The sequence below is a fragment of the Pelosinus sp. UFO1 genome, from assembly GCF_000725345.1.
In the GTDB taxonomy this organism is placed as follows: Bacteria; Bacillota; Negativicutes; order DSM-13327; family DSM-13327; genus Pelosinus.
Genome location: NZ_CP008852.1, coordinates 1065447 through 1089632, shown reverse-complemented (window position 1 = coordinate 1089632; position 24186 = coordinate 1065447). Strand labels below are relative to the sequence as shown.

Here is a 24186-nt window from a genome sequence, read left to right as displayed (position 1 = left end):
ATGCAGTAAAATAAAATAAAAGTGACTGTTAGGTTGCTTTTTTATCCGATTTGTTGTAAATTATTCAATAGACTGAGAAAGGTAGTTGATAGGAAAATGAATGTTAAAGTGATTGATCATCCGTTAATTCAACACAAATTATCCCTAATACGCAATATACATACAGGAACCAAAGAATTTCGCGAATTATTAGAAGAAATTTCAATGTTAATGGCGTTTGAAATTACTCGGGATTTACCACTAGAAGATGTGGAAATCGAAACCCCAGTTGCCAAATGTACTTGTAAAATGTTATCAGGTAAAAAATTAGGTATTGTTCCCATCTTGCGAGCCGGTCTGGGTATGACAAATGGAGTAGTAAAACTTATTCCTGCTGTTAAAGTTGGGCATATTGGCCTCTATCGGGATCCAAAAACATTAATGCCAGTAGAATATTACTGCAAATTACCAAGTGATGTAGCAGAAAGAGATTTTATCTTAATTGATCCAATGCTTGCCACAGGTAATTCTTTAGCAGCATCGATTGATATTCTTAAAAATAAAGGTGCAAAAAACATTAAATGCATGTGCTTAGTTGCTTCTCCAGAAGGGATTAAATTGATTAACGACTCCCACCCTGATGTTGACATCTATGTAGCTGCTGTGGATGAAAAATTAAATGATCACGGTTATATTGTTCCTGGCCTAGGAGATGCGGGTGACCGTATTTTTGGCACAAAGTAGAAAGCGATACATGCGCTTCGTCATTTTCGATGAAGTGCATGTATTTTTTATTACTACAAATCTCTCTTGTTAAAGAACATTCTATACTATGGCTACATTTTTCTAGCTTTTTTAACAATAAATTTACACAAAAACAATATCATTTTTCTGAAAAAGGTGTATAATGGACTTAAAAAATAAAATACAAGAAAGGCTGGGATAGGTATGGCGATTTGGCAAGTTGAACTAGACAGTAGAGATGTGAGTCAATATCGCAAAAAGTTGAAAAATCGTGGTTTTATCTCAGCAAGCTATTTTTCTTATAATGGCTTTGATTTAGATAAAATGAGAAAGTTGGCCAAAGAAGGAAAAATTGATGCTATGAGATGTATTATTGGTAAATCTATAAGGTGGTATTACTTAGAACAGCAAGCAGAAGCAGCTAGACTCAAAGGTGAATTGTATTAACATGCACAGGCTCCCTCTTATAGGAGAAATAGGGTCAGTGTTTCCTTCATACTCATGAAAAAAGGAAACACTGACCCTATTTCTATCGATTACTGTGTTGCAGTAAGAACATTTTACAAATTTTGATATTTTTTTGACTATTATTAGAAAATTTAAAAAGGATTATTCTTAATTTTCAGCGAAATTGTTTTTATATACAAATAATATCTAGGAGGATACAGCTATGAACAAAAGCTATTATACTTGCCTCTTTGGCGGTGAAGCAGGTTATGGAGTTATGAGTGCTGGCTCCATCATTGCTAAGGGAGCAAATCGTAGTGGATTGTGGTCTTTTGTAGTAAATGAATATCCATCCTTGATCCAAGGCGGATTGAATTCTTGTTTAGTACGTTTATCAAATAAGCCAATAACAGCTTATGAAGAAACCATTGATTTTTTAGGGTTATTTTCTCAGCAAGCTTTTGACTGTTATGCCGATAAACTAAGCCCAAGTGCTATTGTACTATATGATGCCGCCACAACAAAAATAGACGCAACAAAAGTCCCCGAGGGAACCTTATTATGTCCTGTAGCTTTAGCAAGCTCCATTCCCAAGGGCGGAGCAAAAATCATGATAAATAGTGCCATGTTAGGTGCTTTTGCTGCTTTCACAGGATATCCAAAACAGGTACTTATTGACGTAATGAAAACTGAGTTTCACAATGAAAAAGTACAACAAGAAAACATTCAAATTTTGGATGAAGTCTATCATCTTGTAATGGAAACCTTGTCTAGTTCAAAAGTCTTTCCTTTCCCTTTTGAACCAAAAGCCGAACCAAAAATGTTGATTAACGGCAATGAAGCCATTTCTATAGCAGCTATTAAAGCAGGATGCAAATTTTCCGCTGGTTATCCTATGACACCAGGATCTAGCGTCCTAAGCTATTTAGCGGATCATGGTGCCGAGTATGGTTTAGTATTTAAGCAGGCAGAAGATGAAATAGCCGCGATTAATATGTTAATTGGTGCCTCTTTTGCTGGTACACGAGCCATAGGTTCCACCAGTGGTGGCGGTTTCGCCTTAATGGTAGAAGCGTTAGGCTTTGCTGCACAAGCGGAAATACCTCTAGTAATGGTAAATGCCCAACGTGGTGGTCCTAGCACAGGATTACCCACCAGAACAGCGCAAGCTGACTTAAATTTTGTTGTCCATGCCTCTCAAGGCGAGTTCCCTCGAATCGTCTTAGCTCCTGGCGATATTGAAGAATGTTTTTATGAAACCTTTCGCATCTTTAACTTAGCAGATACATATCAAGTGCCTTGCATCATCTTGACAGATAAATTTTTAGCTGATTCCTCTGTTTCTCAACTTCCATTTGCTACCGACAGTTTGACGATAGAGCGTGGTAAGCTTTTTGAAGCCAAAGAGCAGCCTTATCTTCGCTACGAAAACACTCCCGATGGAGTTTCAGCCCGGGCTATCCCTGGTCAGGTAGGTGGACGCCATATTGCCACTAGCTATACCCACGGAGAAGATGGGTTTTACAGCTCAGGGAATAAAGAATATGCCCTTAATGAGCCAATGGTAACAATCAATAGTATGGATAAGTTATATAACAAGCTACCTGCGATGGAAAAAGAAATACCGGCTATTAAATTCTATGGTCCTCCAAATGCTGACCTAACAATTATTGCTTGGGGCTCAACTAAAGGCGCTATTTTAGAAGCTATGGAACTGGCTGCGAGTCAAAATATTTCCGTTAACTTCTTACAAATTTTATACATATCTCCTTTCCCTATCACTGCTACTGAACTAGTCTTACAACAAGCAAAGAAAACCCTTCTAATTGAAGGCAATAAGACAGCCCAGCTTGGTAGCATTCTTCGGGCGAATACTGGGCATAAAACAGATTATACTTTTCTAAAATACAATTCTCGTGCCTTTCTTCCTTCTGAAATTCTGGCAAAAATCAAGGAGGTGCTTTTCTAATGGCTGCTCATGATATTAATCTGCCTTATGTCCCTACTTGGTGTGCTGGCTGTGGTGACTATGGAATTTTTATGGCACTCAAGAAAGCTATGACTTCCCTAAACCTTGACTTAGAGCAAACTGTGTTAGCAACGGGAATTGGCTGCTCTAGTAAAATTGGCCAATACATGAATACTTACCGAATTGAAACATTACATGGACGGTCTTTACCTGTAGCAACTGGGGTTAAATTAGCCAATCATAATCTTACTGTAATCGCAGAAGGCGGTGACGGTGATGGCATGGGCCTTGGCATGGGACATTTTGTCCATACGGCAAGGCGTAACATAGATATAACCTATTTTATTCATAACAACCAAATCTATGGTTTGACAAAAGGACAGTCATCCCCCACAAGTGACTTAGGAGCAGTGACAAAATTCACTCCCGCACCCCTTGGCAACGTCGAGCATCCTATTAATATCGTAAAGATGGCCTTAAATGTAGGGGCTACTTTTGTTGCTCGGGCTTTTGTTGGCAATAGTACTCAGCTGGTTTCCCTTATGGAACAGGCCATTTCCCATCCAGGTTTTGCAGTGATTGATATTCTGCAACCTTGTGTTTCTTTTAATCACACCAATACCTATCAGTGGTATCAACAGCGTGCAAAACCCATTGAAGAAATGGAAGGGTATGATCCTGCAGATTTAGAAAAAGCACTAATCTTTGCTGGATTATGGGGTGAACAAATTCCCATAGGCTTATATTATCAAACTTTGCGCCCCACCTTTCAAGATTCACTGCCCCAACTCTCTCACCAGCCTTTGGCCCAACAAAAAATTGATAATATTGATATCACAGGTCTCATGCAAAAACTGTACTAAGAATAGACTAAGACTCCCTATATGCTACGTGGCATATAGGGAGTCTTAGTCTATTACCTCTTATTTTTTTGCAGCAACTTACCTGCAGCTTGATCTAGCATCCAATATAACTCACCATTTTGCGGTGCAATCAGTTGAGAGGGTAATCGTTGAATATCCTTAGGTCCTTCAAGTACTTCTCGAACAATTTCAGCTTTAGCGGCACCAGTTACCATGAATACGATAGTTACCCCATGATTAATCAGAGGAGCTGTCAAAGTCACACGATGGCTATCTAAGTCAAGTAAATGCACATGGCCAACCCAGCGGTCTTTCTCATTTAGTACAGAAGTAAACGGGAATAAAGAGGCTGTATGGCCATCAGATCCTAAACCGAGGAAGATAAAATCAAAAGCTGGTGTCTGTCCATAGAAATTGGCAGTAATGACCTTTTCATAATCCTCTGCTGTCTGCTGAGGAGTTGATTCGCAAACAATAGGGTAAATCTGTTCTGGGGGAATGGATACACGATCTAATAAAGCTTTACGGGCCATACGTTGATTACTTCGGCTGTCATTGGCTGATACATACCTTTCATCTCCCCAATACACATGAACCTTTTCCCAGGGAATAAGATGATTATAGGGCGCTTTGCTAAGCATCTCGTAAATTCGCCGTGGTGTTTCCCCACCCGCTAGTGAAAGGGTAAATCGCCCCCGCTCTTTTACTGCTTTACATGCCTTTTCTACGAATAATTCAGCGACTCCTAACCCGAGTGCATCTACATCATCATAGATCCTAATCATGGGCATATTCCATCCTTTCTATTGGATTCCAAACATGCAGGCACTAACCAGCTTCTTCCATCCCGTGTAATTAAATCTTCTGCTCCTTTAGGTCCCCATTCGCCAGGGGCATAATTGGGGAAATCAACGGGTATCGAATTCTCCCAAATTTCTAGCACGGAACCTAAGACAGACCAAGCCATTTCTACTTGATCATTTCTCATAAATAAGCTAGGATCTCCACGAACCACATCTAACAGCAAGGTTTCATACGCTTCCGGAGAGGCAGATTTAAAAACCTCTTGATATGTATAATGCATTTCTACCGGTTTTATTTTCATGCCAAGTCCAGGTTCCTTTGCCTGGGTACGCAGCATAATACCTTCTTTCGGTTCAATTTGGATTGCAAGACGATTAGAGGGAATGATACTATCCGAAAAAGGATGATGAGGAACGGGACGAAACTGTAGTGAGATTTCGGAAACACGGCCTGGCAAATGCTTACCAGTTCGCAAATAAAAAGGTACTCCCTGCCAGCGCCAATTGTCAATGTATAATTTCATGGCCACAAAAGTTTCCTTCCCAGAATCCTCTGCCACATTTTCTTCTTCCCGATATGCGGGAACGGGCTGACCATCCACAGCACCCCTATCATACTGACCCCGAACAGCAAACTTTTCTACCTCATCCTTTTCAATTGGACGAATGGCACTTAGTACATCAACCCTCTTATTACGAATTTCATCTGCTTGAAAGGAGGTAGGCGGTTCCATTGCCACCAGACACATTACTTGCAATAAGTGATTTTGAACCATATCACGCAAGGCTCCTGCTCCCTCATAATACCCCCCCCGCCTGCCAACTCCTACTTTTTCAGCTACGGTTATCTGAACATGATCAATATAACTACGGTTCCAAATAGGTTCCCACATGGCATTTGCAAAACGAAAGGCTAAAATGTTTTGTACTGTCTCTTTACCTAAATAGTGATCAATCCGGTAAATTTGGGCTTCATCAAAAACGTCTGTTAATGATTGATTCAAGGCACGAGCTGACTCTAAATCTTTGCCAAATGGTTTTTCAATGACAATACGATAGTTTTTTTCTCCACGAAAGGCTTTGAGCTGTCCTAACTGCTCTACAATGACGGTAAATAAGGTGGGCGGTGTAGCAAGATAAAATATTTTATTGGCTGACTGCCGCCACCCTGTATCCAGATCTTCTAAAAGAGAAAGATAGGTTTGCTTGTCATTATAATCAGCTGCCATATATTTTATAGCAGAGGCAAATTTACTCCACTCCTCGTCTTTTGCTTTTCCCCTCCGAGAAAAGGTATCCACACCTTCACGTAATTGATGACAAAAGGCCTCATCTGTGGAAGCTGTACGTGCCACCCCCACGATAGAGAACGTTTCTGGCAACCAGCCATCAATAAATAAATTATAAATAGCTGGTATGATTTTTCTTCGGGTTAAGTCACCAGATGCACCAAAAATAACAATAACAGTAGGACCGATCTTTACATCGCGTAACATCTACTCACCCCTCAATTTCTTTTTATAATTATGAAATTGACTAACATCATGTATCTATATCACTAGACATTCTTTATTTCTATCTAAAACTCCTGTCTTTTTATATATTATCCCAAATTAACTATATAATGACAACGTATCTGTAAAGTCGATTATTTTTCTACATTTTTTTTCCTTTCTATAAAAATTAAATGCAATTCAAAGAGTGATGGTATAAAATAATGTATATAATGGAAAGGAGTATGTCTATGAAGCTATTACTCATTGAAGATGAACATCGCCTGGCCGATGCGCTAGCATACTTGTTGAAAAAAAACGGCTATGATACGGATACTGCTTTTGATGGAGAAACAGGTATTGAAATGGCCTTAACTGGTATTTATGATATAATCATTCTTGATCGGATGCTTCCTAAGCTAGATGGTATCTCTATCCTACAAGAATTTCGTCATGAAGGTTTTGCTACTCCCGTCTTATTTCTCACAGCGAAGGATACTCTTAAGGATCGAGTCGAAGGTTTAGATGCTGGCGCAGATGATTATCTAGTCAAACCTTTTTCTTCTGAAGAATTACTTGCTAGATTGCGGGCACTCAGCAGAAGAAAAAACAAAGAACTCGTTAGTGCCACGATTACAATTCCAGAAATGATGTTTGACCCTTTACGTGGTGAAGTAACAAAAGAAAATGAAATTATTCAACTTAGCGTCAAGGAATCACTTTTATTGGAGCTTTTAATGTCAAATTTAGGACAAGTCATTACCAAAGAACGTATCTTTGAAAAAATTTGGGGCTACTATTCCGGTACTGAAATTGCGAACGTGGATCTTTATATTCATTATTTAAGAAAGAAGCTCAATACTACTTCGATTAGAACCGTACGTGGTGTTGGCTATTTCTTTGAGGATAAACAATATGTTTCATAAACTACGTTTACAGCTCACACTTATTAATTTGGTGATCATTGCCGCACTTTTCTTAATCTTAACCATAGGGACTTATTTTTTTGCTGAAAGTCAAATGAAGACCCATACAGAAGATTTTACTAGAAAAATAATCTTTGATATCCAAGCTGGGATTATTAAAGATATCCCCCTTAATGGTCCAATTAATCGGGAAGATCACCCACCAAGTGGTGAACAACGCCCCTCTTTTCCCCCGCCGCCAGGCCCTCGACCAGATCATCCACTCGTTTTCTTTGTTAAAACGGATCCTAACAACAAGATTTTTTTTGAATCCTCTTCACAGCCATTAGAAAGTAACCAATTATTTGCCCTTGTGAAAAAAACCTTAGATGAAGTAGAGACAACGGGCACGATTACTTCTCAAGACGTTTATTACTACTATTGTAAAGTTCCTCTTCAGAACCAGCCTGGAATGCTGCTGCTTTTTCAAAACTTCCAGCGGGAAAAAGATTTACTTCGCAGCCTTGTGACTGCCTTACTTTTCATTGGTTTCATATGCCTCCTCTTATCTCTAGGTGGAAGTCTTTATATGGCTGATCGCGCTATAATCCCTATTCGTAATGCATGGGAGCAGCAAAAATGCTTTTTGGCAGATGTTTCTCATGAACTGCGTACCCCCCTAACCATCATGCAAACGAATCTAGAAATTGTCTTTGGCAACCAAGAGGAAACAGTAGCGAGTCAGCATAAATGGTTACATAATATTAAAGAAGAATCGGATGCTATGACCAAACTGGTAAATTCCTTACTCTTTCTGGCACGTGCCGATTCTAAGCAGCCGCTAATCGAAAAAAAGCACTTTTCTCTAAGTGAAGCGATAACGCGTTCATTAGCATCATTCAGTCCCTTAGCAGCTACCAAAGATCTGAAACTCCATGTTTTAGTCAATCCAGACATTTATTGTTACGGCGATGAGGGAACTATCAGGCAAGTAATAACTATTTTATTTGATAATGCGATTCGCCATACCCCAACAAGTGGGCAAATTTCTCTGCATTTACAGCAAAATCCCAAAAATATCATTCTCACTTTTTCCGATACTGGCGAAGGAATCCCCCAAAAACACCTAGGGAAAATTTTTGATCGTTTTTATCAAGTAGATACATCTCGTTTTAAAGGTGGTACAGGATTAGGATTATCTATTGCCAAATTGATTATCGAAGCACATAACGGTACTATCCAGGTCACCAGTGAACCTATGATAAAAACAGAATTTCTCATAACTTTGCCCATATCCTAAAAGGATATGGGCTTTTTGCGGAATCAGAAAGTATAACACTTCCTTGATTCCAAGTAAGAACGACTAAGGCTTCAGCCTGCGTCTTAAGACTTGGCCTAAGCCAAGTCTTTTCTTATCATTTAGCTATAGAATTACTTGTTTAAATGATAGGGAATGGTCGTCACACTTACATTTTCCTTTATAACTAACATAGCATGTAGAATCCAACCTGTCTGATTATGCAGTAGTCTATGCCACCATTTTCTCGTTTCGAATTCGGGAATGACAACAGTAATATAATCTTCAGGATTTTTCTTTTTCTTTAACTCTTCCACATAATCTAGCAATGGCTGGATCGTAAGACGATAAGGGGATTGAATGATTTCCAAATCCATTCCAGGATTCCACTCCTCCCACTTTGCCTGCACTCTCGCTGCACTTTCATCATCTTTTGCAATATGTAAGACAATGATATCTTTACTAAGCGTTTTTGCAAATTTAAGGGATTCATAAACTACACGCGTTGGGGAAGAAATAGGCACAATGACAAAGTTTCTTCCGACTGCCCCATCATCATTTTCTAGTTTAACATCTAAAGGCAGATGTAATTGTTCTGCCATATCGTCATAGTGGGCCCGAATTTTTTTGAAAATGAAGACCATTAATGGAATGAAGACTAATACTGCCCAGGCACCATGACTAAATTTAGTTAACGTTATGATGAAAACTACCAAACCAGTCGCTAAAGCCCCGATACCATTTACAATTGCTCGCACTAACCAGCCTCTTCCCCTTTCCCGTTTCCAATGCACTACCATGCTGCATTGGGCTATGGTAAAGGAAATAAAAACACCAATTGCGTATAATGCGATCAAATGATCTAATTGTCCGCCATAAGCAACGATAAGAGCTGCTGCCGAAACAGTGATCACGATAATCCCATTAGAGAAAGTAAGGCGTTCACCTCGGGAGCTAAGGTACCTTGGTAAGTACCCATCTTTCGCAACAATCGATAGTAGTACTGGCAAACCATTGTATGCTGTATTCGCTGCCAAATACAAAACCACCATGGTTGTAAGTTGTATATAATAATATAAAAATGACCGGTCGAAAATACGTTCAGCAAGCTGAGATAGGGCGGTAACCTCTAGAATTGGGCTTATGTGAAAATGCATCATCATGAAAGTAACGCCGCCAAGCATAGTAACTAAGATCCCTGCCATCCAATAAGTTGTCGTAATGGCATTTTTCGCTTCTGGCTTGCTAAATAAGGGCACACTATCAGCAATTGCTTCTACCCCCGTCATAGAGCTACAACCATTGGCAAAAGCCCTCAGAACAATATATAACATGGCCATATTCATAGGCTGTTTTTCCAATGATGCTATTGGGATGAGGGCAGCATCACTAGTAAAAGCTTGGTAAACTCCAGTACAGATTAGCACTACCATACCCAGCAAAAAGGCATAGGTAGGGTATACAAATGCAGTAGAAGATTCACGCAAACCTCGTAAATTAACCAGCATAAGAATAAAGAATAAGACTGCTAAATCAATTCCTATTTCCTTCCCCGCTAAAATAGGAAAAGCCGATACAATCGCAGCTGTACCAGCAGCAACACTCACTGCCGCCGTTAATACATAATCAGCGAAAACTGCTCCTGCAGCAACTAAGGCGGGAAATTCACCAATATTTTTCTTTGCAATAGCATAGGCGCCTCCGCCTTCAGGGTTTGCCCTGGAAACCTGAACATACGATAATACTACAATAAGTAAAAGAACGGATACTGCGATAATAACGGGGGATAAATAGCCATATGCTACAATCCCTTGCGCCGCCACTAAAACCAGTAGGGCCTGTTCTGGCCCATATGCAACAGATGATAAAGCGTCAGATGAAAAAATAGACAAGGCTTTCCATTTGGGTAACCGTTCATGCATGATTTCTTTATTATGAAGCGGCTTTCCAATAAGAAGGCGGCGGGCAATTCGGATCAACTTTTATTCCACCTCCATAAAATTTGTCCCACTTAGGGCATAAACATCTTAGGCAAAGTCATAGTAACTGCTGGGACATAAGCTACTAACAAAAGAACAACGATCAGAACCGGGATAAATAAGAGCACCGCTTTTACAGTACTTTCTAGACTGCATTTTGCAATCGCACCCCCAACGAACAAAGCCGTTCCTACTGGCGGATGAACCAAGCCAATTGATAAGTTTAGTAATAGCATAATACCAAAATGAACGGGATCCATACCAATACTCATAGCGATGGGCAAAAAGATAGGAGTGAGAATCAAAATAGAGGCCGCTAGATCCATAAAGAATCCAACAATTAGTACAAATACATTAATAATCATCAGTACATATATAGGATTCTTTGTAACTGACGATATTCCTGCTGCAATATTTTGAGGGATATGTTCATAAGCCATAATCCAGCCAAATGCTGATGATGTGGCTACTAAGAAAAATACCATCCCACAAGTAATTGCCACTTTTTTCAGAATATCAGGCAGTTGTGATAACTTTAATTCTTTATAATGAAACACGGTTAATATTAAAGCATACAGACAGGCAATCGCTCCTGATTCTGTAGCCGTAAACACACCACTAATGATACCGCCCACAATAATAACTGCGGCCATCAGACTTAGTTGATGAGCTAGAACCACAGCCTGTTATCAAAGACGCAACTAGGAACAATGATAAACCAACTAGAATACTGCACCGATTTTTATTCATAATTATCTCTCCCTATAATTTTCAGTTCATTACTATAGCAATGTAGCTTCATTTGAATATTAATTATTAATCCTTTTTACAAGAAATCTTGTCGTACTGGTGTGAATGAATCAATCAAAATAGAATCCTCTTCCAAGGCAACTACGCCATGCAATACATTTCTAGCAGTGTAATAACAGTCCCCTTGCTTGGCAATTTTAGTTTCCCTGCCAACGGTTCTATTTTTGGTATAATCGAAATAATGTCTATTGTATTGACTGAAAATTGTGTTAAAATGTTGTTGTATTGTTATATGTGATTTGCTTATTGGGAGTGATTTATTTGTCTACGTTGGACGATTTTAACTTTGAACTGAATGCAAACCCTCATCAATTTATCCATCAACATACCACATCTTCCCATAATATCTGGGATAAATTTCATTCCCATCCAGGCATGGAATTTATTTATGTAGAGCAAGGAGAGGGCTCGGCCATTATTGATCAAAATATTTATCCCTTTAAGCCAGGATCACTGATGTATTTTCAACCCTTTCAGCTTCATAGAGTAAAAGCCGACATACCAGAAGAAACCTTTTATATTCGCTCTAAACTGTTACTCGAGCCATCTACTGTAAATTCTTACCTGCAAAGCTTTACTGTTTTATATCGATTCTTTCAATATTTATGGCAAAGTAACTTGGATTGCCAAGTCATTCAAGTAGACAACCCCTCTGAATTTAACACCCTTTTTAATCTCTATCATTCGCGCCAAAAAGAGTTAGAACTTACAGAAGGATTTTCCCTATTTTTTATGCTTTTTTTAAATACAGTAAAAAATCAATGGACTGTCCAAAATCAGACTGAAAGAGAAGTTGAACTTCGCCACATTCATTACGCCGAACAGGTTATGAGATGGATCGATAGAAATTACCACGAAGAATTTTCATTGATATCTCTAGCAAAAGAACTCCATTTGTCTCGCTTTCACATATCCCATCTTTTTCGCAAAGCTACAGGAAGTACCATTACTGAATATCTTACCTATCGCCGCCTGCGGGAAGCCTCTTTGTTACTAAGGACTACGTCCTTACCTTTACAGGAAATCTGCAATCAAATTGGCATTGGTAATGTATCATACTTTTGTCAGCTGTTTAAAAAGAATGCTGGAGTTACACCTGCCCAATACCGAATTAAACAGTAATAGTATAAAAATAAAACAGCAGCACTAATGTGCTGCTGTTTTATTTTTATACTATGTAAGACCATTTTTTACCTCGGATAAACGGACTCTAAATCGCAAAAAACTAATGAAAGAAGAAGATATCGGATACGGAAGGATGAGGATTCACATGGATCTTAGCATCATAATTCCCACATTTAATGAAAAGAATAACGTTAGAATACTTGCAATGAAAATTATAAACTTATTAAAGCAGGAAAACTATTTCTACGAAATTGTTTTTGTCGATGATAGTCTAGATGATACTCCCACTATATTAGAAGAACTATCCCAAGAATACAAAGAGATTAAATATATTCATAGAACAAATGAACGAGGCTTAGCTTCTGCTGTAGTTAACGGTTTTCTTCACTCTCAAGGTAATCAGATCATTGTGATGGATGCCGATTTACAGCATCCTCCCGAGTTGCTTCCCTTAATCTTAAAAAGGTTAGCCAGCGCTGATATTGTAATTCCTAGCCGTTTCATACCAGGGGGCTCTGACGGGGGGTTAAACCTATTTAGAAAGCTAGTATCAGGAATTGCTAGAGGCATCGGTTATCTCTCTATTAAGAAGTTGCGCTCCATTTCAGATTCAACCAGTGGGTATTTTGGATTTCAGCGAAGTGTTATAGATCAAGCCCAATTAAATCCCATCGGCTGGAAAATTTTAATTGAAATTCTCGTAAAAGGTAAGTACCAGACTGTACATGAAATACCTTATACCTTTGTTGCCCGAGACGCAGGGGAATCTAAAATGAATTTCATAGAGCAGTGGAATTATCTAAAGCACATTACTAAACTAATGGGACATAGCGCAGAAGATCGTAGATTCTACACCTTTTGTGCCATTGGTATTTTAGGGACTTTCATCAATTTGTTAAGTTTAACAATTTGTCTCTCTTTGCTTAATATGGAAGAAATTTCAGCCTCCATTAATTCTTCCTGTATCGCAATGTTTCACAACTTCCTATGGAATGATAAAGTGACATGGAAAAGAAACAAACAACAGATTTTTCGAAAACGCCTCCTGCAATTTTGCCAGTTTGCTTTAATCTCTAGCCTTGGCATTGCCATAACAACTTTATGTACCCAAACTTTTCTTTTTCTCGGATGGAGTATATATGTTGGTCAATTAACTGGTATTGCTCTATCAACTTTTTGGAATTTTTCGGCGAATCGAAAGTGGACATGGTCTGCCGCTCATTTAATTGTAAATACGGAAGAGGAAAAACTAGTAGTAACCCAAGAGATACCGAGTAAAATTTCCTGGAATTAGACACAAGGGGTAACACCATATGAGGCTTCCTTCAAAACGTGTATGGCTTGCATTCTTCGTACATACACTATTAATTAGTATTGCTTTTTTTATGTCTGATATAATACCGCACCATCCTCCAGCAGGCTTTGTGGACCAGTCCCTTTACCCAATGTCAACAACAACTGAAAAACTGATTAAATGGGATGCTCACTGGTATACCTATGTGGCTGGGCATGGATATAATGCAAAATCGATTGTTTTTTTTCCCCTTCTTACCCTTTTTATTAATTTATTATCCTACCTAGGTTTACATATAGCAATTGCAGGATTACTAATCTGCAATCTATTTACTTTTTTAAGCTTTTGGATTATGGATCTTACCTTTCGTTTAGATTTTTCCGAAAGGCAAGTGAGCCATGCTCTCTTAGCTTACGCAGTGATGCCAACCTCTCTTTTTCTTAATAGCATTTATACTGAGCCATTATTTATCACCTTTTCACTTCTCTGTGTCTATTTTTCAAGGTTAGAAAAATGGTGGTATGGAGGAATTGCTGGTGCATTGGCTGCCGTAACCAGAAACCTAGGTATTTTTCTTTTTCTGTTTTTACTCTATGAATTTTGGAAAAAATATCCGAGATCAGGAAAATCTCTTCTTACAGCAATTCCCCTATTCTTTCCGCCAATCGCACTATCATACTATATGCTATATAACTTTTATTTGCTAGGTGATCCCATTTCCTTTGTTAATTCCCAACAAAATTGGGGCAGGCATTTCGCACCGCCTTGGTACAATCTTTGGGCGAATCTCCCTTTAACCTTTTCTAACAATCCTTACAGTCAGCCTGGCATAGCATTGGATACCTTTACTGTCATTATCGGGTTGATAGGCTTTTTCGCCCTCACCTTTTTATTACAGTTTAAAATTCCCACTTCCTATTTACTCATTGGCTGGATTTGGTTTTTGATTCCTCTATCCTCTACAACTTCTGAGCTACCATTATACAGCATGTCTCGCTTTATCCTTCCTATTTTCCCGCTTTATTTATTTTGGGGCCAACTCCCTTCTAAGATTTTTTATTGCTATATTTTCCTAAGTGCCTTCTTTTTAGTCTTATTTACATCCCTATTTATCAACTGGTATTGGATCGGATAATTTTCTTCCTTAGTTACCCATTAAAGGCTGATTTTCAGTAACATATTCAATAAGAAAATAGGGGAAAATAAGTTTGCACCATAAATACAAAAATAAAAGGGGGCATAACTATGGAAAAAAATAAACAAAGCAAATTATCTGCAAGCAAAAATCAATTTGGTACGCTAACTGCTACTTCAGATGCCAATAATGACTATTCTAGCTCTACTACTCAAAACCAGGCAACTAGCAGTCAAACCCAACAAAGTAAAAATAAATTTGGTACAATGACTGCTTTGTCAGACGCTAATAATGACTATTCTTCTAGTACTTCTAACCAAAACCAAGCAACTAGCAGCAGCAATCAAACACAGCAAAGTATGAGTCAATACGGTACAATGACTGCCCTATCCGACGCCAATAACGATTATTCTTCTAGTTCTAATCAAAACCAAGCAACTAGTAGCAAAACACAACAAAGTAAGAAACAATATGGCACATTGACTGCTAAATCTGATGTTAATAACGACTACGAATAAAATATAGAAAAAAGGTGTGAGGATTATAATCCTTACACCTTTTTTAGAAAATACGTTTTAGTGACCGCCGCAGCATCCGCCCTCGTGGTTATGACCATGACCACCACAAACATGGCGCGTACCATCCTGTGCCAATTTTATTTTCTTCATACTGTTACATTTTGGGCATGGAATTTCATATCCATGTTTGCCCCCTTCTTTACAAGGTTCTACTTCCCAAACTTCGCCGCAATCACTACACTCAAATTTTCGATTCACGATGGATCTGCCCCCTTTATTTCATTATATATAACTAACTAGAATAAATGAGCATATGCCCATTTATATTATACTCTCATCTGATTAAATAATGCAATATAAACCAATTTAGAATTGGGGCATGTACATATATTATATTTGCCTTACATTTGTAAGAGATTCTGAATATTATGATAAGAAAATTTAGGGAATACTAAGACTATATTACTGATTCACCATGTAATAAGAAAGGAAAATTATCTAAAACTAGGTAAGGAGGATTGCATGTGATTACGATCTCCAGAATGGGTTTCAAAGTAGAGATAGACTCCTTTTTTAGTGATAAGCAAGATAATTCTATATATGTCTTAACTAAAACATTACAACAATCTAAGCAACTAGAAGAAAGATTAAGGAAAGGAGTCAAGGAAGGCAAGACTTTTGAATGGTGTATAAACACGTTAAAGGGAACACAAAGTGATTAAATCTATTAAAGGTAAAACCTCCTACGGTAGTTATTTTTTCTACCATAGGAGGTTTTTCATTAACCCTTTTCTAGGTAATGACTTTAGATAATGAAATTCACTTCTAAGATGGCTCTTTAACGATCAGTAAAACTCCCATAAGAATTAATAAGGTTCCTATCCAAAAGCCAATTCCTACCTGTTCACCAAGAAAAAGATAGCCAAGTAGTGTACCAACCAAAGGTTGGAAAAAGAAATACACTCCTGCCCGCGTTGCATCTACCATTTGTAAACCTTTATTCCAAAAAAAGAATGCTCCTGCTGTTGATACAACACCAAGATACAATATCCCTCCCCATACAAGAGGTTGTAACATTACTTGCTGGAATCTTACTACATCAACCTGTGTAATAACAAGAGGTGTCATAGCTATCGTTGCTACTAAAATAGCATATGTGGTTACTACAAGCTGGGAGTATGAACTTGGAACTCTTTTTACTAGAACGGACATCAAAGCCCAGGTTAAAGCCGCGATACCTAGAATCATACCACCTAATTGAGATGAATTTCCTGTATTCCCAACCCCAATGATACAAAATACCCCTATGGTTGCTAAAAGGACAGATAATCCCTTCCTGAAGGTGATCCTTTCTTTAAGTAAAACCCTCGCAAATAGTACCATAAAAGCAGGTGTTGCGGAAGTAATCATCGCTCCCATTTGCGCTGATGATAGTTGAGTTCCTGCAAACTGAGCCCAAATGGAAATAAAATAGCCAATGAGCCCAATAAAGGAAATAAGAAGAGTATCCTTCCTTTGCAACTTCCAAGACTGCCCTGTGGCAAAACCACATATTACAAGAGTAAATAAAGCTACTAAGTACCGGAGCCAAACCAACTCTAAAGGAGGAATAATTGCAAGCACCATTTTACTTACAACATACATGCCACCCCAAATACTTGCTGCTAACGTCAAATACATAGGCCCAAGATAATTTTTCATTATACACTTCCCCTTCGTTTTTCCTGCTTTAGCTATTCCAAAGGGAAAGGGTGCGAGTACGCAATCCAATCCATTTAGAAATGGAAAACGCTAGGAACATCATTTTCAAATAAGGGTTTAAAATACATACATCAATACCTCCGCTTACGTTTTTTTATTTACTTCCATCTAGACTATGAAATCCCTGCAAAATGGTATTATAATATGTGCAAAAAAAGAACCAGAACTAATTCTGGTTCTTTGCTCATTAATTATTGGTTCACACATGGTCCACTATTATTACCATTTTCCATCATACCGTTTTGCATCTTCTCATGATTCTTCATCATGCCTTTCCCCATCATACCACCCTTTTGCATAATTTTCTGCATGATAGGTGCTGTATTCTCCATACTTTCTTTCAAAGTAGCAGCTTCTTCACTTGTAATCGTTCCATCGGTAACTGCTTGCTCTATCATTTGTTGATGATGAGTCATCATTTGATTCTGACCACCTTGCATCTTCTCATGATTCTTCATCATGCCATTCCCCATCATGCCACCCTTTTGCATAATTTTTTGCATAATAGGTGCCATTTTCTCCATACTTTCTTTCAAGGTAGCAGCTTCTTCACTTGTAATGGTTCCATCGGCAACAGCTTGCTCGATCATTTGTTGATGATGAGTCATCATTTGACTATGATGTTCATTCATTGGGTTAACAGTTTCTGTTGCTGCAAAAACAGGTATCGCAATAAGCGCCGCCAGCGCTACCATTAATAAAATTTTCTTTTTCATATTTATTTCCCTCCACATTTTATATGTTAGCTCTTGATCAGTGTCTTTAACTGATAAGATACCTTCTATATTCATAGTATAATCGAAGAATGTGGATTTTTTATGGAGAAATCGTGAGATTTTCATGAATTTTTCAAGGGCAATACCAAAGAAAAGGAGCTGCCATGTCCTAAGGTGCTTGTTACATGAATCTGTCCTCCCTGGGCCAAGGCCAGTTGTTTGACAATGGCAAGCCCAAGACCCGTACCACCACTTTTTTTAGTCCTCGCTGGATCGACGCGATAAAAATAATCAAAAATATGTTCCTGATCTTCTGCGCTAATTCCGATCCCCGTATCAATTACACTTATTTTTGCCATACCCGCCTCTTCAATTGCTGTAACAGTAACCTTACCTCCTGCACTTGTGTACCGAATTGCATTGATTACGAGATTATACAAAATCTGATTAACCATAGCAGCATCGCCCCAAAGGGGAGGTATCTTATTTGTTTCTAGGTAAAGGGCGAGCCCTTTTTCCTCCGCTACAGATTTCATTTTACTCACCACTTGGCGCAAAATCGAATTAATATCAAAAGCTGTGCATTCAGGATGGATTTGTCCCGTCTCTAATAAAGAGAGATCCCTTAAGTCATTGACCATCTTTGTTAATCGATCTACTTCTTCTGTTAAAGAATCTATTTGTTCCTTATCAGCCTCGATAATTCCATCACCAATACCTTCAAGATTCGCCTTTAAAATAGTGAGTGGCGTACGAAGTTCATGAGCTACCCCAGCCAAAAAGCGTTGCCGAAGAATGGTATTGGATTTCAACTTTGCCGTCATAGCATTAAATGCCATTGCCAGTTGTCCAACCTCATCCTGACGATTCACTATCACGCTAGCATCAAGATTACCTGCCGCCACGTCATTAACCGCCTTATTAAGTTCAATCATGGGTATTGTAATACTACGGGCTAGATAATAACTCACAATAAGACCTATCAGTAGCATAGCGCCAACAACGAATAACAAGGAGTGTTGTAAGGAGCTAATAAATTGTATTTCTGGCCCTCCCATCATGGACATCATTTCTCCATGATTCCGCATTCCATGCATTTCATGCATATTCAAATAGCGACTAAAATGAGATGATACCTGGAAATTTACGACGAGCATTAACCCAACAACAACAGCTGTCGTTGTGGTAAAAAAGATAATCGTTACCTTAGCAAGTAAACTACGCATGCTGTTCACCTGCCAATTTGTAGCCGACGCCATATACGGTTTTTATATAAGGAGATTCCCCAAGAGGTTCACCTAGTTTTTTTCGCAGATTTTTTATATGTGAATCAACTGTTCGCTCATAGCCTTCGAAGGTATATCCCTGCACTTTTTCAATCAATTGCAGCCTTGAAAAAACTTGTTTTGGATGTTCTATAAATAATTCCAGCATCTTATATTCCGTAGGTGTTAATTCTATGGTTGTTCCCCTTACAATTACATTATGGTTATGAGGCTGCAAGATTAGATCTCCGAACTGCAGCACGGCCTGCATTTCTCCTTTCTGCTCTACAGGTTGTACCCTCCGAAGAATGGCCCTAATCCTGGCGATCACCTCTCGTGGGCTAAAGGGTTTTGTAACATAGTCATCGGCACCGATCTCCAAACCAATGATCCGGTCAGCCTCCTCCACCCTAGCTGTCAGCATAATAATTGGCACATTGCTGCTACGTCTAATTTCTTTGCAAACACCCCAGCCATCCATTCCAGGTAACATTACGTCCAGTAACACTATATCTGGCTTTTCTTTATCAACTTTAGCAATTGCTGATAAACCATCCTGTGCTGTTTCTGTTAAATACCCTTCCTTATTCAAATAAGTAACTAATACTTTTAAGATTTTTTCATCATCATCTACGACTAATACCTTCACACCATCACCTCTTATTCTCACTTACGCACTAAAATATCATTAGAACAATCATACCTTACAATTACAGAATGTGCATCTCATATAATATTATACAAGTCATTTGTGGAGAAATGATGGAGCTACACTAAGAAAAACGCTACGCGTCCTTTTTGAACCACAAAGACACAAAGGTCACAAAGGGGTTCTATCCATTTCATTCCTATCTTCTTTGTGTGCCGCGATAGCGGCATTGTGTCTTTGTGGTTCAATCTTTTTAACTAGAAACTTATAAATTCTGATACCATAAGAAAAGAAAGCCTATAAATCTCATAACCGAGATTTATAGGCCTTCTTCTTATTTACTCCAATTTTCTAATAGGTATTTTTCTGCTTCCGTGCACCATAATCCCTTATTTCTTTGGGTTATTTCAGCTAGTTTTGCATAATGGGGATTTTCTTTACCCAGTTCTGCAAAATCAGCAATCGCCGTTAATTCCATATTGATACTTGTATAAATCAATTTTTTTCCTGCTGGTGCATCTGGCAATTTTAAAGTAGCTTCAGCGGCACTATCAAGCCCGCCTATATGAGTGACCATAACAGCTGGATTAATTAGCTTCTTCTCTGTCATCCTTAATGATTCAATCATATCATTGGTATTCCCTCCAGTAGTCCCAACAATATGAGTGGAATTATAGTGTACATTATAAAAATTACACTCTCCAGAGAAATTAACATCTGTAGGACCTGCAAAAAAGTTCAAGCAACCATCTCGTCCTAAGATTTTATCGCCTTGTTCCACTAATGGTTTTACTGGAGCAAACACATAAACGTCATCAAACCCAGTTCCCCCTGTAATATTTCGCAAATATCCAGGTGCATCCGCCATATTTTTTGTATTTACAAAAACAAGTTCAATACCATTTTCCTTCGCTTCTTCTATGGAAAAAATGCTCTCTGCTCTTGCTAGTCTGTTCTCATCTACATCCGTTACTACAATCATGCTTGGTCTTCGGTCACAATGTAGTGCATAATCGATTGCACCAAGTCCCATTGGGCCTGCCCCAGCTAAAATAGCTAGCTTTCCACCTTCAGCAATTCCCATTTTATGCTCATAGCTGCCCATTGTCGTGTGATAATTGGCATGAAAAGAACCAATAATACAAGACATAGGTTCTGCCAAGGACGCTTCATAATAAGATTCACCTTCATATTTGAGTAAGCAGCCTAGCTCCATAACTTCCTGAGGCATAATCACATAGGTAGCAGCCCCACCACAATATCGGTAAGAATAGCCAGGAGAATCCATACTTCCCTTATAATTCAAAGCTGGCTGCATAGAAAATTTTTCTCCAACTTTAAATTGATCTTGCCATTTAGAACCCACTTCAACAATATTACCAGCCATTTCATGTCCAATGATAATAGGATATTCGGCGATATCTGCAGGCACTCTTTTGTGATCACTTGCCAATACTGCTGCCTTGTAGCTCGACATACAAATACTATCGGAAATAACCTGTACTAATATTTCATCTTCTTTTATTTGGGGTAATTCAAACTCATCTAACCGTAGATCTTTTTTACCATATAACCGTACTGCTCTTGTTTTCATTTTATAGCCACCTTTATCAATTTAATGTTACAAATACTTCCACTGTACTTTTTTCTCTAGCTCTTTAATTACCTTAAGAGAACTAGGTTCTGTGCCGCAGGTCATTACATTGGCCGTGCCAGCAGCAACAGCCAATGTAACTGCTTCCTCAAAGGAAAGTCCTTTATCTATGGCGTAAGCAAGGGCAGCTACCATTGAATCTCCAGCACCCACAGTGCTTTTCACATCTACAACAATACCCTCAGCAAAGATAGTAACCTGTTTATTTAAAAACAAGGCCCCCTTCTCTCCCATAGAAACAACTACGATTTCTATACCGTATTTCTCCATAAGATCCTTAGCACAATCTATTGTGTCTTCCATGCTATTAATCTTTCTGGCAAGCAGTCTTTCTAGTTCATGAATATTAGGTTTTATCAGATATGGACCCGCTTCGATTCCCAGCTGTAGCAGTTCTCCATCTGCATCAAGAATAGCCTTGGCACCTTTTCCCTTTGCCCTTTGAATCCACTTTTGATAGGTAGCAAGATCTACATTAGGAGGGACACTGCCTGAGAAAACAATAACGGCTTTTTCATTGACAGATTCTGAAATGATATTATCAATTTTTTTGCTATCCTCAAGGGTGATATCTGGTCCTATTTCATTTATATCAGTATTGGTACGTTGCGTCGGATCTACAATCTTGAGATTCGTCCTAGTTTCCCCTTTGACAAAAACAAATTCATTGGCAATACCCATTTCATCTAAATAACCTTTGATAAAAGTTCCTGTTCTGCCACCAAGGAAACCAATGGCCTTACTTTCCCCTTCTAAGTTCAAGATAACCTTGGAAACATTAATCCCTTTGCCTCCTGCATCTACTCTTGCCGAAGCTACTCGATTCACCCTATTTATATGCAGATCATTAATTTCTACTGTTTTATCAACTGCTGGATTTAAAGTAACAGTAATTATCATCATTTTCCTCCAGAGACTTGATTTTTTTCGTGCTAACTTTGACTATGAAATAAATTATAGATATATTCACTATCTGTTGTTGTTCTCAGTACCTCTACCATACTATCATCTTCTTCATTAATCGCGGTAGCAATGTTAGAAAGAATACTCAAGTGTTCATTTCCTACACCTGCGATACCAATTACCATATAGGCTGTTTCGTCACCAAAGGAAACTCCTTCTGGGAACTGCAAGACAACCATTCCAGATTTTTTAATATTTTCTTTTGCTTTACCTACACCATGAGGAATGGCAATTCCTTTACCAATATAGGTCGTAAGATCCTTTTCTCTTTCAATCATGGCTTCAATATACTCTTCATTTACATAACCACTCTTATAGAGCAAACTACCAGCCATACGAATGACTTCATCTCTTTCCATACTTTTTAAACCTAAGAGGATATTACTTTTTCGTAAAATTGCACTGTCTTCTTTGTCTTCAATAGCTTCCTCTATAGTAACGGAACCATTTATAGGTTGTAGTCGCTTGCTTATTGTTTCAAAAACATGATTATCGATAAAATCTCTTACTAATATATGTTCAGAATTAGGCGCCTTACTTTTTGCACGAGCTGCTAACTTTTCATGAGTGACGACGATTTGCGCATCACTCGGAATAGCTTCAATCGCACAATGCACTACCTCGATATCCAGTCCAGCTTTCTTAAATTTGTTGCGTAAGGTGGTTGCCCCCATCGCACTTGACCCCATCCCTGCATCACAGGCAAAAATTATTCTTTTAATATCGTTTTTAACAATAGTACCCTTAAGTTCTTTCATATTTTCTCTTGCTTCTTCCAATTGAGAATCATCTTGTTTTGCACTAGCTTGTTTAACAAAGATGGAAGCGATTAAAAATGAAACGACTGTCGATACCAAGACCCCGGTGAGTACTGCAAAGTAACCACCTTTTGGTATCATAGCCAACACTGCAAAGATACTACCAGGAGAAGGACTTGCTACTAAGCCAGCACCTAATAGATTAAACGTAAATACGCCGCTTGCGCCCCCACCTATAACAGCAAGTAAGAGAAGTGGGTTCATTAATACATAAGGGAAATAAATTTCATGGATACCACCCAAGAAGTGAATAATTATAGCTCCTGGTGCCGATTGTTTGATCATGCCTTTGGAAAAAATCCAGTAAGCGAGTAAAATACCAAGACCAGGACCAGGATTGGCTTCTAATAAGAAGAATACAGATTTTCCCACTTCTTTTGCTTGTTGTATGCCAATTGGACTTAAGATACCGTGATTCATAGCATTATTTAAAAATAATATTTTACCTGGTTCAATAAACAAGGAGACTAACGGTAATAAGCCTGCATTTACAATGCTTTCTACCCCATTTTTAAGAACTACGTTTAAAGCTACAACCACGGGCCCAATTCCTGTATAAGCTAATAATGCCAGTAATGCACCAATAATACCTGCTGAGAAGTTATTGATTAACATCTCAAAGCCAGCTGGTACTTTTCCTTCAATCGCCTCATCAAACTTTTTGATAACATAGCCACCAAGAGGCCCCATAATCATGGCACCAATAAACATAGGAATATCTACACCAACGATTACACCAATGGTTGCAATTGCGCCAAGAACACCACCCCGACTATCAGATACCATTTTACCACCGGTGTAGCCAATTAGAAGGGGAAGTAAATAGATTATCATCGGTCCAACCAGTTTGCTTAAATATTCATTAGGCAACCAGCCTGTCGGTATAAAAAGGGCTGTTATCAAGCCCCACGCAATAAACGCTCCAATGTTAGGCATTACCATGCCACTTAAAAATCGGCCAAACTTTTGGACTTTTTCTTGTATTCTACCCTCACCCAT

General features: G+C 38.5%; 23 protein-coding genes. 11 read left to right on the top strand and 12 right to left on the bottom strand.

All coding sequences use genetic code 11. The features are described from left to right. The first annotated feature begins 96 nt into the window (after window positions 1-96). From upp to UFO1_RS04830, 4 genes are all read left to right on the top strand, one after another. Window positions 97-723 carry a uracil phosphoribosyltransferase gene (upp, locus tag UFO1_RS04845; RefSeq protein WP_038668538.1) on the top strand — a complete coding sequence of 209 codons (627 nt, stop codon included), beginning with the start codon at window positions 97-99 and terminating at the stop codon, window positions 721-723. Window positions 724-927: 204 nt separating this feature from the next. After that, complete coding sequence (locus UFO1_RS04840; protein WP_038668535.1) at window positions 928-1170, top strand: hypothetical protein; 243 nt, start codon at window positions 928-930, stop codon at window positions 1168-1170. A 223-nt stretch (window positions 1171-1393) separates the two neighbouring features. Continuing rightward, entirely contained in the window at window positions 1394-3139 is a 1746-nt protein-coding gene (locus UFO1_RS04835) for a 2-oxoacid:acceptor oxidoreductase subunit alpha (protein WP_038668532.1), read from the top strand. Beyond that, window positions 3139-4002, top strand: coding sequence for a 2-oxoacid:ferredoxin oxidoreductase subunit beta (locus UFO1_RS04830; protein ID WP_038668529.1), 864 nt, complete (start codon window positions 3139-3141; stop codon window positions 4000-4002). The genes UFO1_RS04835 and UFO1_RS04830 overlap by 1 nt, the downstream gene beginning before the upstream one ends. Before the next feature lie 53 nt (window positions 4003-4055). Here UFO1_RS04830 and pgl read toward each other — a convergent pair whose 3' ends face one another. After that, the gene (pgl, locus tag UFO1_RS04825) at window positions 4056-4787 is read right to left on the bottom strand and encodes a 6-phosphogluconolactonase (protein ID WP_038668526.1); all 732 of its coding nucleotides are present in this window, start codon (window positions 4785-4787) and stop codon (window positions 4056-4058) included. Then, window positions 4784-6301 (bottom strand): glucose-6-phosphate dehydrogenase, encoded by a 1518-nt coding sequence (zwf, locus tag UFO1_RS04820; protein ID WP_038668524.1) that lies wholly within the window; start codon window positions 6299-6301, stop codon window positions 4784-4786. The genes pgl and zwf overlap by 4 nt, the downstream gene beginning before the upstream one ends. Before the next feature lie 248 nt (window positions 6302-6549). Between zwf and UFO1_RS04815 the strand changes: the two genes are divergently transcribed. Then, on the top strand, window positions 6550-7224 hold the full coding sequence (locus UFO1_RS04815) for a response regulator transcription factor (protein WP_038668521.1): 675 nt from the start codon (window positions 6550-6552) through the stop codon (window positions 7222-7224). Then, a complete protein-coding gene (locus tag UFO1_RS04810) occupies window positions 7181-8503 on the top strand; it encodes a cell wall metabolism sensor histidine kinase WalK (RefSeq protein WP_236639328.1) in 1323 nt (440 codons plus the stop codon). The genes UFO1_RS04815 and UFO1_RS04810 overlap by 44 nt, the downstream gene beginning before the upstream one ends. Window positions 8504-8634: 131 nt before the next feature. Here UFO1_RS04810 and UFO1_RS04805 read toward each other — a convergent pair whose 3' ends face one another. Together UFO1_RS04805 and UFO1_RS04800 are read right to left on the bottom strand one after the other, a co-directional pair. Beyond that, the gene (locus UFO1_RS04805; RefSeq protein WP_038668515.1) at window positions 8635-10479 is read right to left on the bottom strand and encodes an APC family permease; all 1845 of its coding nucleotides are present in this window, start codon (window positions 10477-10479) and stop codon (window positions 8635-8637) included. A gap of 32 nt (window positions 10480-10511) precedes the next feature. Further along, window positions 10512-11159, bottom strand: coding sequence for a TRAP transporter large permease subunit (locus UFO1_RS04800; RefSeq protein WP_144390863.1), 648 nt, complete (start codon window positions 11157-11159; stop codon window positions 10512-10514). A gap of 391 nt (window positions 11160-11550) precedes the next feature. Here UFO1_RS04800 and UFO1_RS04795 point away from each other — a divergent pair, with 391 nt between their 5' ends. From UFO1_RS04795 to UFO1_RS04780, 4 genes are all read left to right on the top strand, one after another. Continuing rightward, a complete protein-coding gene (locus UFO1_RS04795) occupies window positions 11551-12411 on the top strand; it encodes an AraC family transcriptional regulator (RefSeq protein WP_038668513.1) in 861 nt (286 codons plus the stop codon). 148 nt (window positions 12412-12559) lie between these two features. Next, window positions 12560-13708, top strand: coding sequence for a glycosyltransferase family 2 protein (locus UFO1_RS04790; RefSeq protein WP_038668510.1), 1149 nt, complete (start codon window positions 12560-12562; stop codon window positions 13706-13708). 19 nt (window positions 13709-13727) lie between these two features. Then, entirely contained in the window at window positions 13728-14843 is a 1116-nt protein-coding gene (locus UFO1_RS04785) for a mannosyltransferase family protein (RefSeq protein ID WP_038668507.1), read from the top strand. A 110-nt stretch (window positions 14844-14953) separates the two neighbouring features. Then, window positions 14954-15361 (top strand): hypothetical protein, encoded by a 408-nt coding sequence (locus tag UFO1_RS04780; protein ID WP_051788829.1) that lies wholly within the window; start codon window positions 14954-14956, stop codon window positions 15359-15361. A gap of 57 nt (window positions 15362-15418) precedes the next feature. On the opposite strand, the gene UFO1_RS04775 is transcribed toward UFO1_RS04780, so the two are convergent. Next, a complete protein-coding gene (locus tag UFO1_RS04775; RefSeq protein WP_201771056.1) occupies window positions 15419-15619 on the bottom strand; it encodes a hypothetical protein in 201 nt (66 codons plus the stop codon). A 266-nt stretch (window positions 15620-15885) separates the two neighbouring features. On the opposite strand from UFO1_RS04775, the gene UFO1_RS04770 reads away from it, so the two are divergent. Continuing rightward, window positions 15886-16083 (top strand): hypothetical protein, encoded by a 198-nt coding sequence (locus tag UFO1_RS04770; RefSeq protein WP_038668505.1) that lies wholly within the window; start codon window positions 15886-15888, stop codon window positions 16081-16083. 103 nt (window positions 16084-16186) lie between these two features. Here the strand turns inward: UFO1_RS04770 and UFO1_RS04765 are convergent, their stop codons facing one another. The 7 genes from UFO1_RS04765 to UFO1_RS04730 form a co-directional block, all read right to left on the bottom strand. Further along, a complete protein-coding gene (locus tag UFO1_RS04765) occupies window positions 16187-17062 on the bottom strand; it encodes a DMT family transporter (protein WP_038668502.1) in 876 nt (291 codons plus the stop codon). A gap of 251 nt (window positions 17063-17313) precedes the next feature. Beyond that, window positions 17314-17838, bottom strand: coding sequence for a hypothetical protein (locus tag UFO1_RS25655; protein ID WP_071841986.1), 525 nt, complete (start codon window positions 17836-17838; stop codon window positions 17314-17316). Window positions 17839-17960: 122 nt separating this feature from the next. Further along, entirely contained in the window at window positions 17961-19064 is a 1104-nt protein-coding gene (locus UFO1_RS04750) for a cell wall metabolism sensor histidine kinase WalK (protein WP_038668499.1), read from the bottom strand. After that, entirely contained in the window at window positions 19057-19752 is a 696-nt protein-coding gene (locus UFO1_RS04745) for a response regulator transcription factor (RefSeq protein ID WP_038668497.1), read from the bottom strand. Before UFO1_RS04745 ends, UFO1_RS04750 begins: the two co-directional genes overlap by 8 nt. A gap of 334 nt (window positions 19753-20086) precedes the next feature. Further along, window positions 20087-21346, bottom strand: coding sequence for a zinc-binding dehydrogenase (locus UFO1_RS04740; protein WP_038668495.1), 1260 nt, complete (start codon window positions 21344-21346; stop codon window positions 20087-20089). Window positions 21347-21373: 27 nt separating this feature from the next. Further along, complete coding sequence (gene pfkB, locus UFO1_RS04735) at window positions 21374-22309, bottom strand: 1-phosphofructokinase (RefSeq protein ID WP_201771055.1); 936 nt, start codon at window positions 22307-22309, stop codon at window positions 21374-21376. A gap of 29 nt (window positions 22310-22338) precedes the next feature. Further along, window positions 22339-24186, bottom strand: coding sequence for a PTS mannitol transporter subunit IICBA (locus UFO1_RS04730; RefSeq protein WP_038668489.1), 1848 nt, complete (start codon window positions 24184-24186; stop codon window positions 22339-22341).

Coding starts and splice junctions, on each gene's coding strand:
- upp (WP_038668538.1), top strand. CDS start 97: ATGAATGTTAAAGTGATTGATCATCCGTTAATTCAACACAAATTATCC.
- pgl (WP_038668526.1), bottom strand. CDS start 4,787: ATGATTAGGATCTATGATGATGTAGATGCACTCGGGTTAGGAGTCGCT.
- UFO1_RS04815 (WP_038668521.1), top strand. CDS start 6,550: ATGAAGCTATTACTCATTGAAGATGAACATCGCCTGGCCGATGCGCTA.
- UFO1_RS04840 (WP_038668535.1), top strand. CDS start 928: ATGGCGATTTGGCAAGTTGAACTAGACAGTAGAGATGTGAGTCAATAT.
- UFO1_RS04785 (WP_038668507.1), top strand. CDS start 13,728: ATGAGGCTTCCTTCAAAACGTGTATGGCTTGCATTCTTCGTACATACA.
- UFO1_RS04780 (WP_051788829.1), top strand. CDS start 14,954: ATGGAAAAAAATAAACAAAGCAAATTATCTGCAAGCAAAAATCAATTT.
- UFO1_RS04835 (WP_038668532.1), top strand. CDS start 1,394: ATGAACAAAAGCTATTATACTTGCCTCTTTGGCGGTGAAGCAGGTTAT.
- UFO1_RS04830 (WP_038668529.1), top strand. CDS start 3,139: ATGGCTGCTCATGATATTAATCTGCCTTATGTCCCTACTTGGTGTGCT.
- UFO1_RS04750 (WP_038668499.1), bottom strand. CDS start 19,064: ATGCGTAGTTTACTTGCTAAGGTAACGATTATCTTTTTTACCACAACG.
- pfkB (WP_201771055.1), bottom strand. CDS start 22,309: ATGATGATAATTACTGTTACTTTAAATCCAGCAGTTGATAAAACAGTA.
- UFO1_RS04765 (WP_038668502.1), bottom strand. CDS start 17,062: ATGAAAAATTATCTTGGGCCTATGTATTTGACGTTAGCAGCAAGTATT.
- UFO1_RS25655 (WP_071841986.1), bottom strand. CDS start 17,838: ATGAAAAAGAAAATTTTATTAATGGTAGCGCTGGCGGCGCTTATTGCG.
- UFO1_RS04730 (WP_038668489.1), bottom strand. CDS start 24,186: ATGGGTGAGGGTAGAATACAAGAAAAAGTCCAAAAGTTTGGCCGATTT.
- zwf (WP_038668524.1), bottom strand. CDS start 6,301: ATGTTACGCGATGTAAAGATCGGTCCTACTGTTATTGTTATTTTTGGT.
- UFO1_RS04790 (WP_038668510.1), top strand. CDS start 12,560: ATGGATCTTAGCATCATAATTCCCACATTTAATGAAAAGAATAACGTT.
- UFO1_RS04740 (WP_038668495.1), bottom strand. CDS start 21,346: ATGAAAACAAGAGCAGTACGGTTATATGGTAAAAAAGATCTACGGTTA.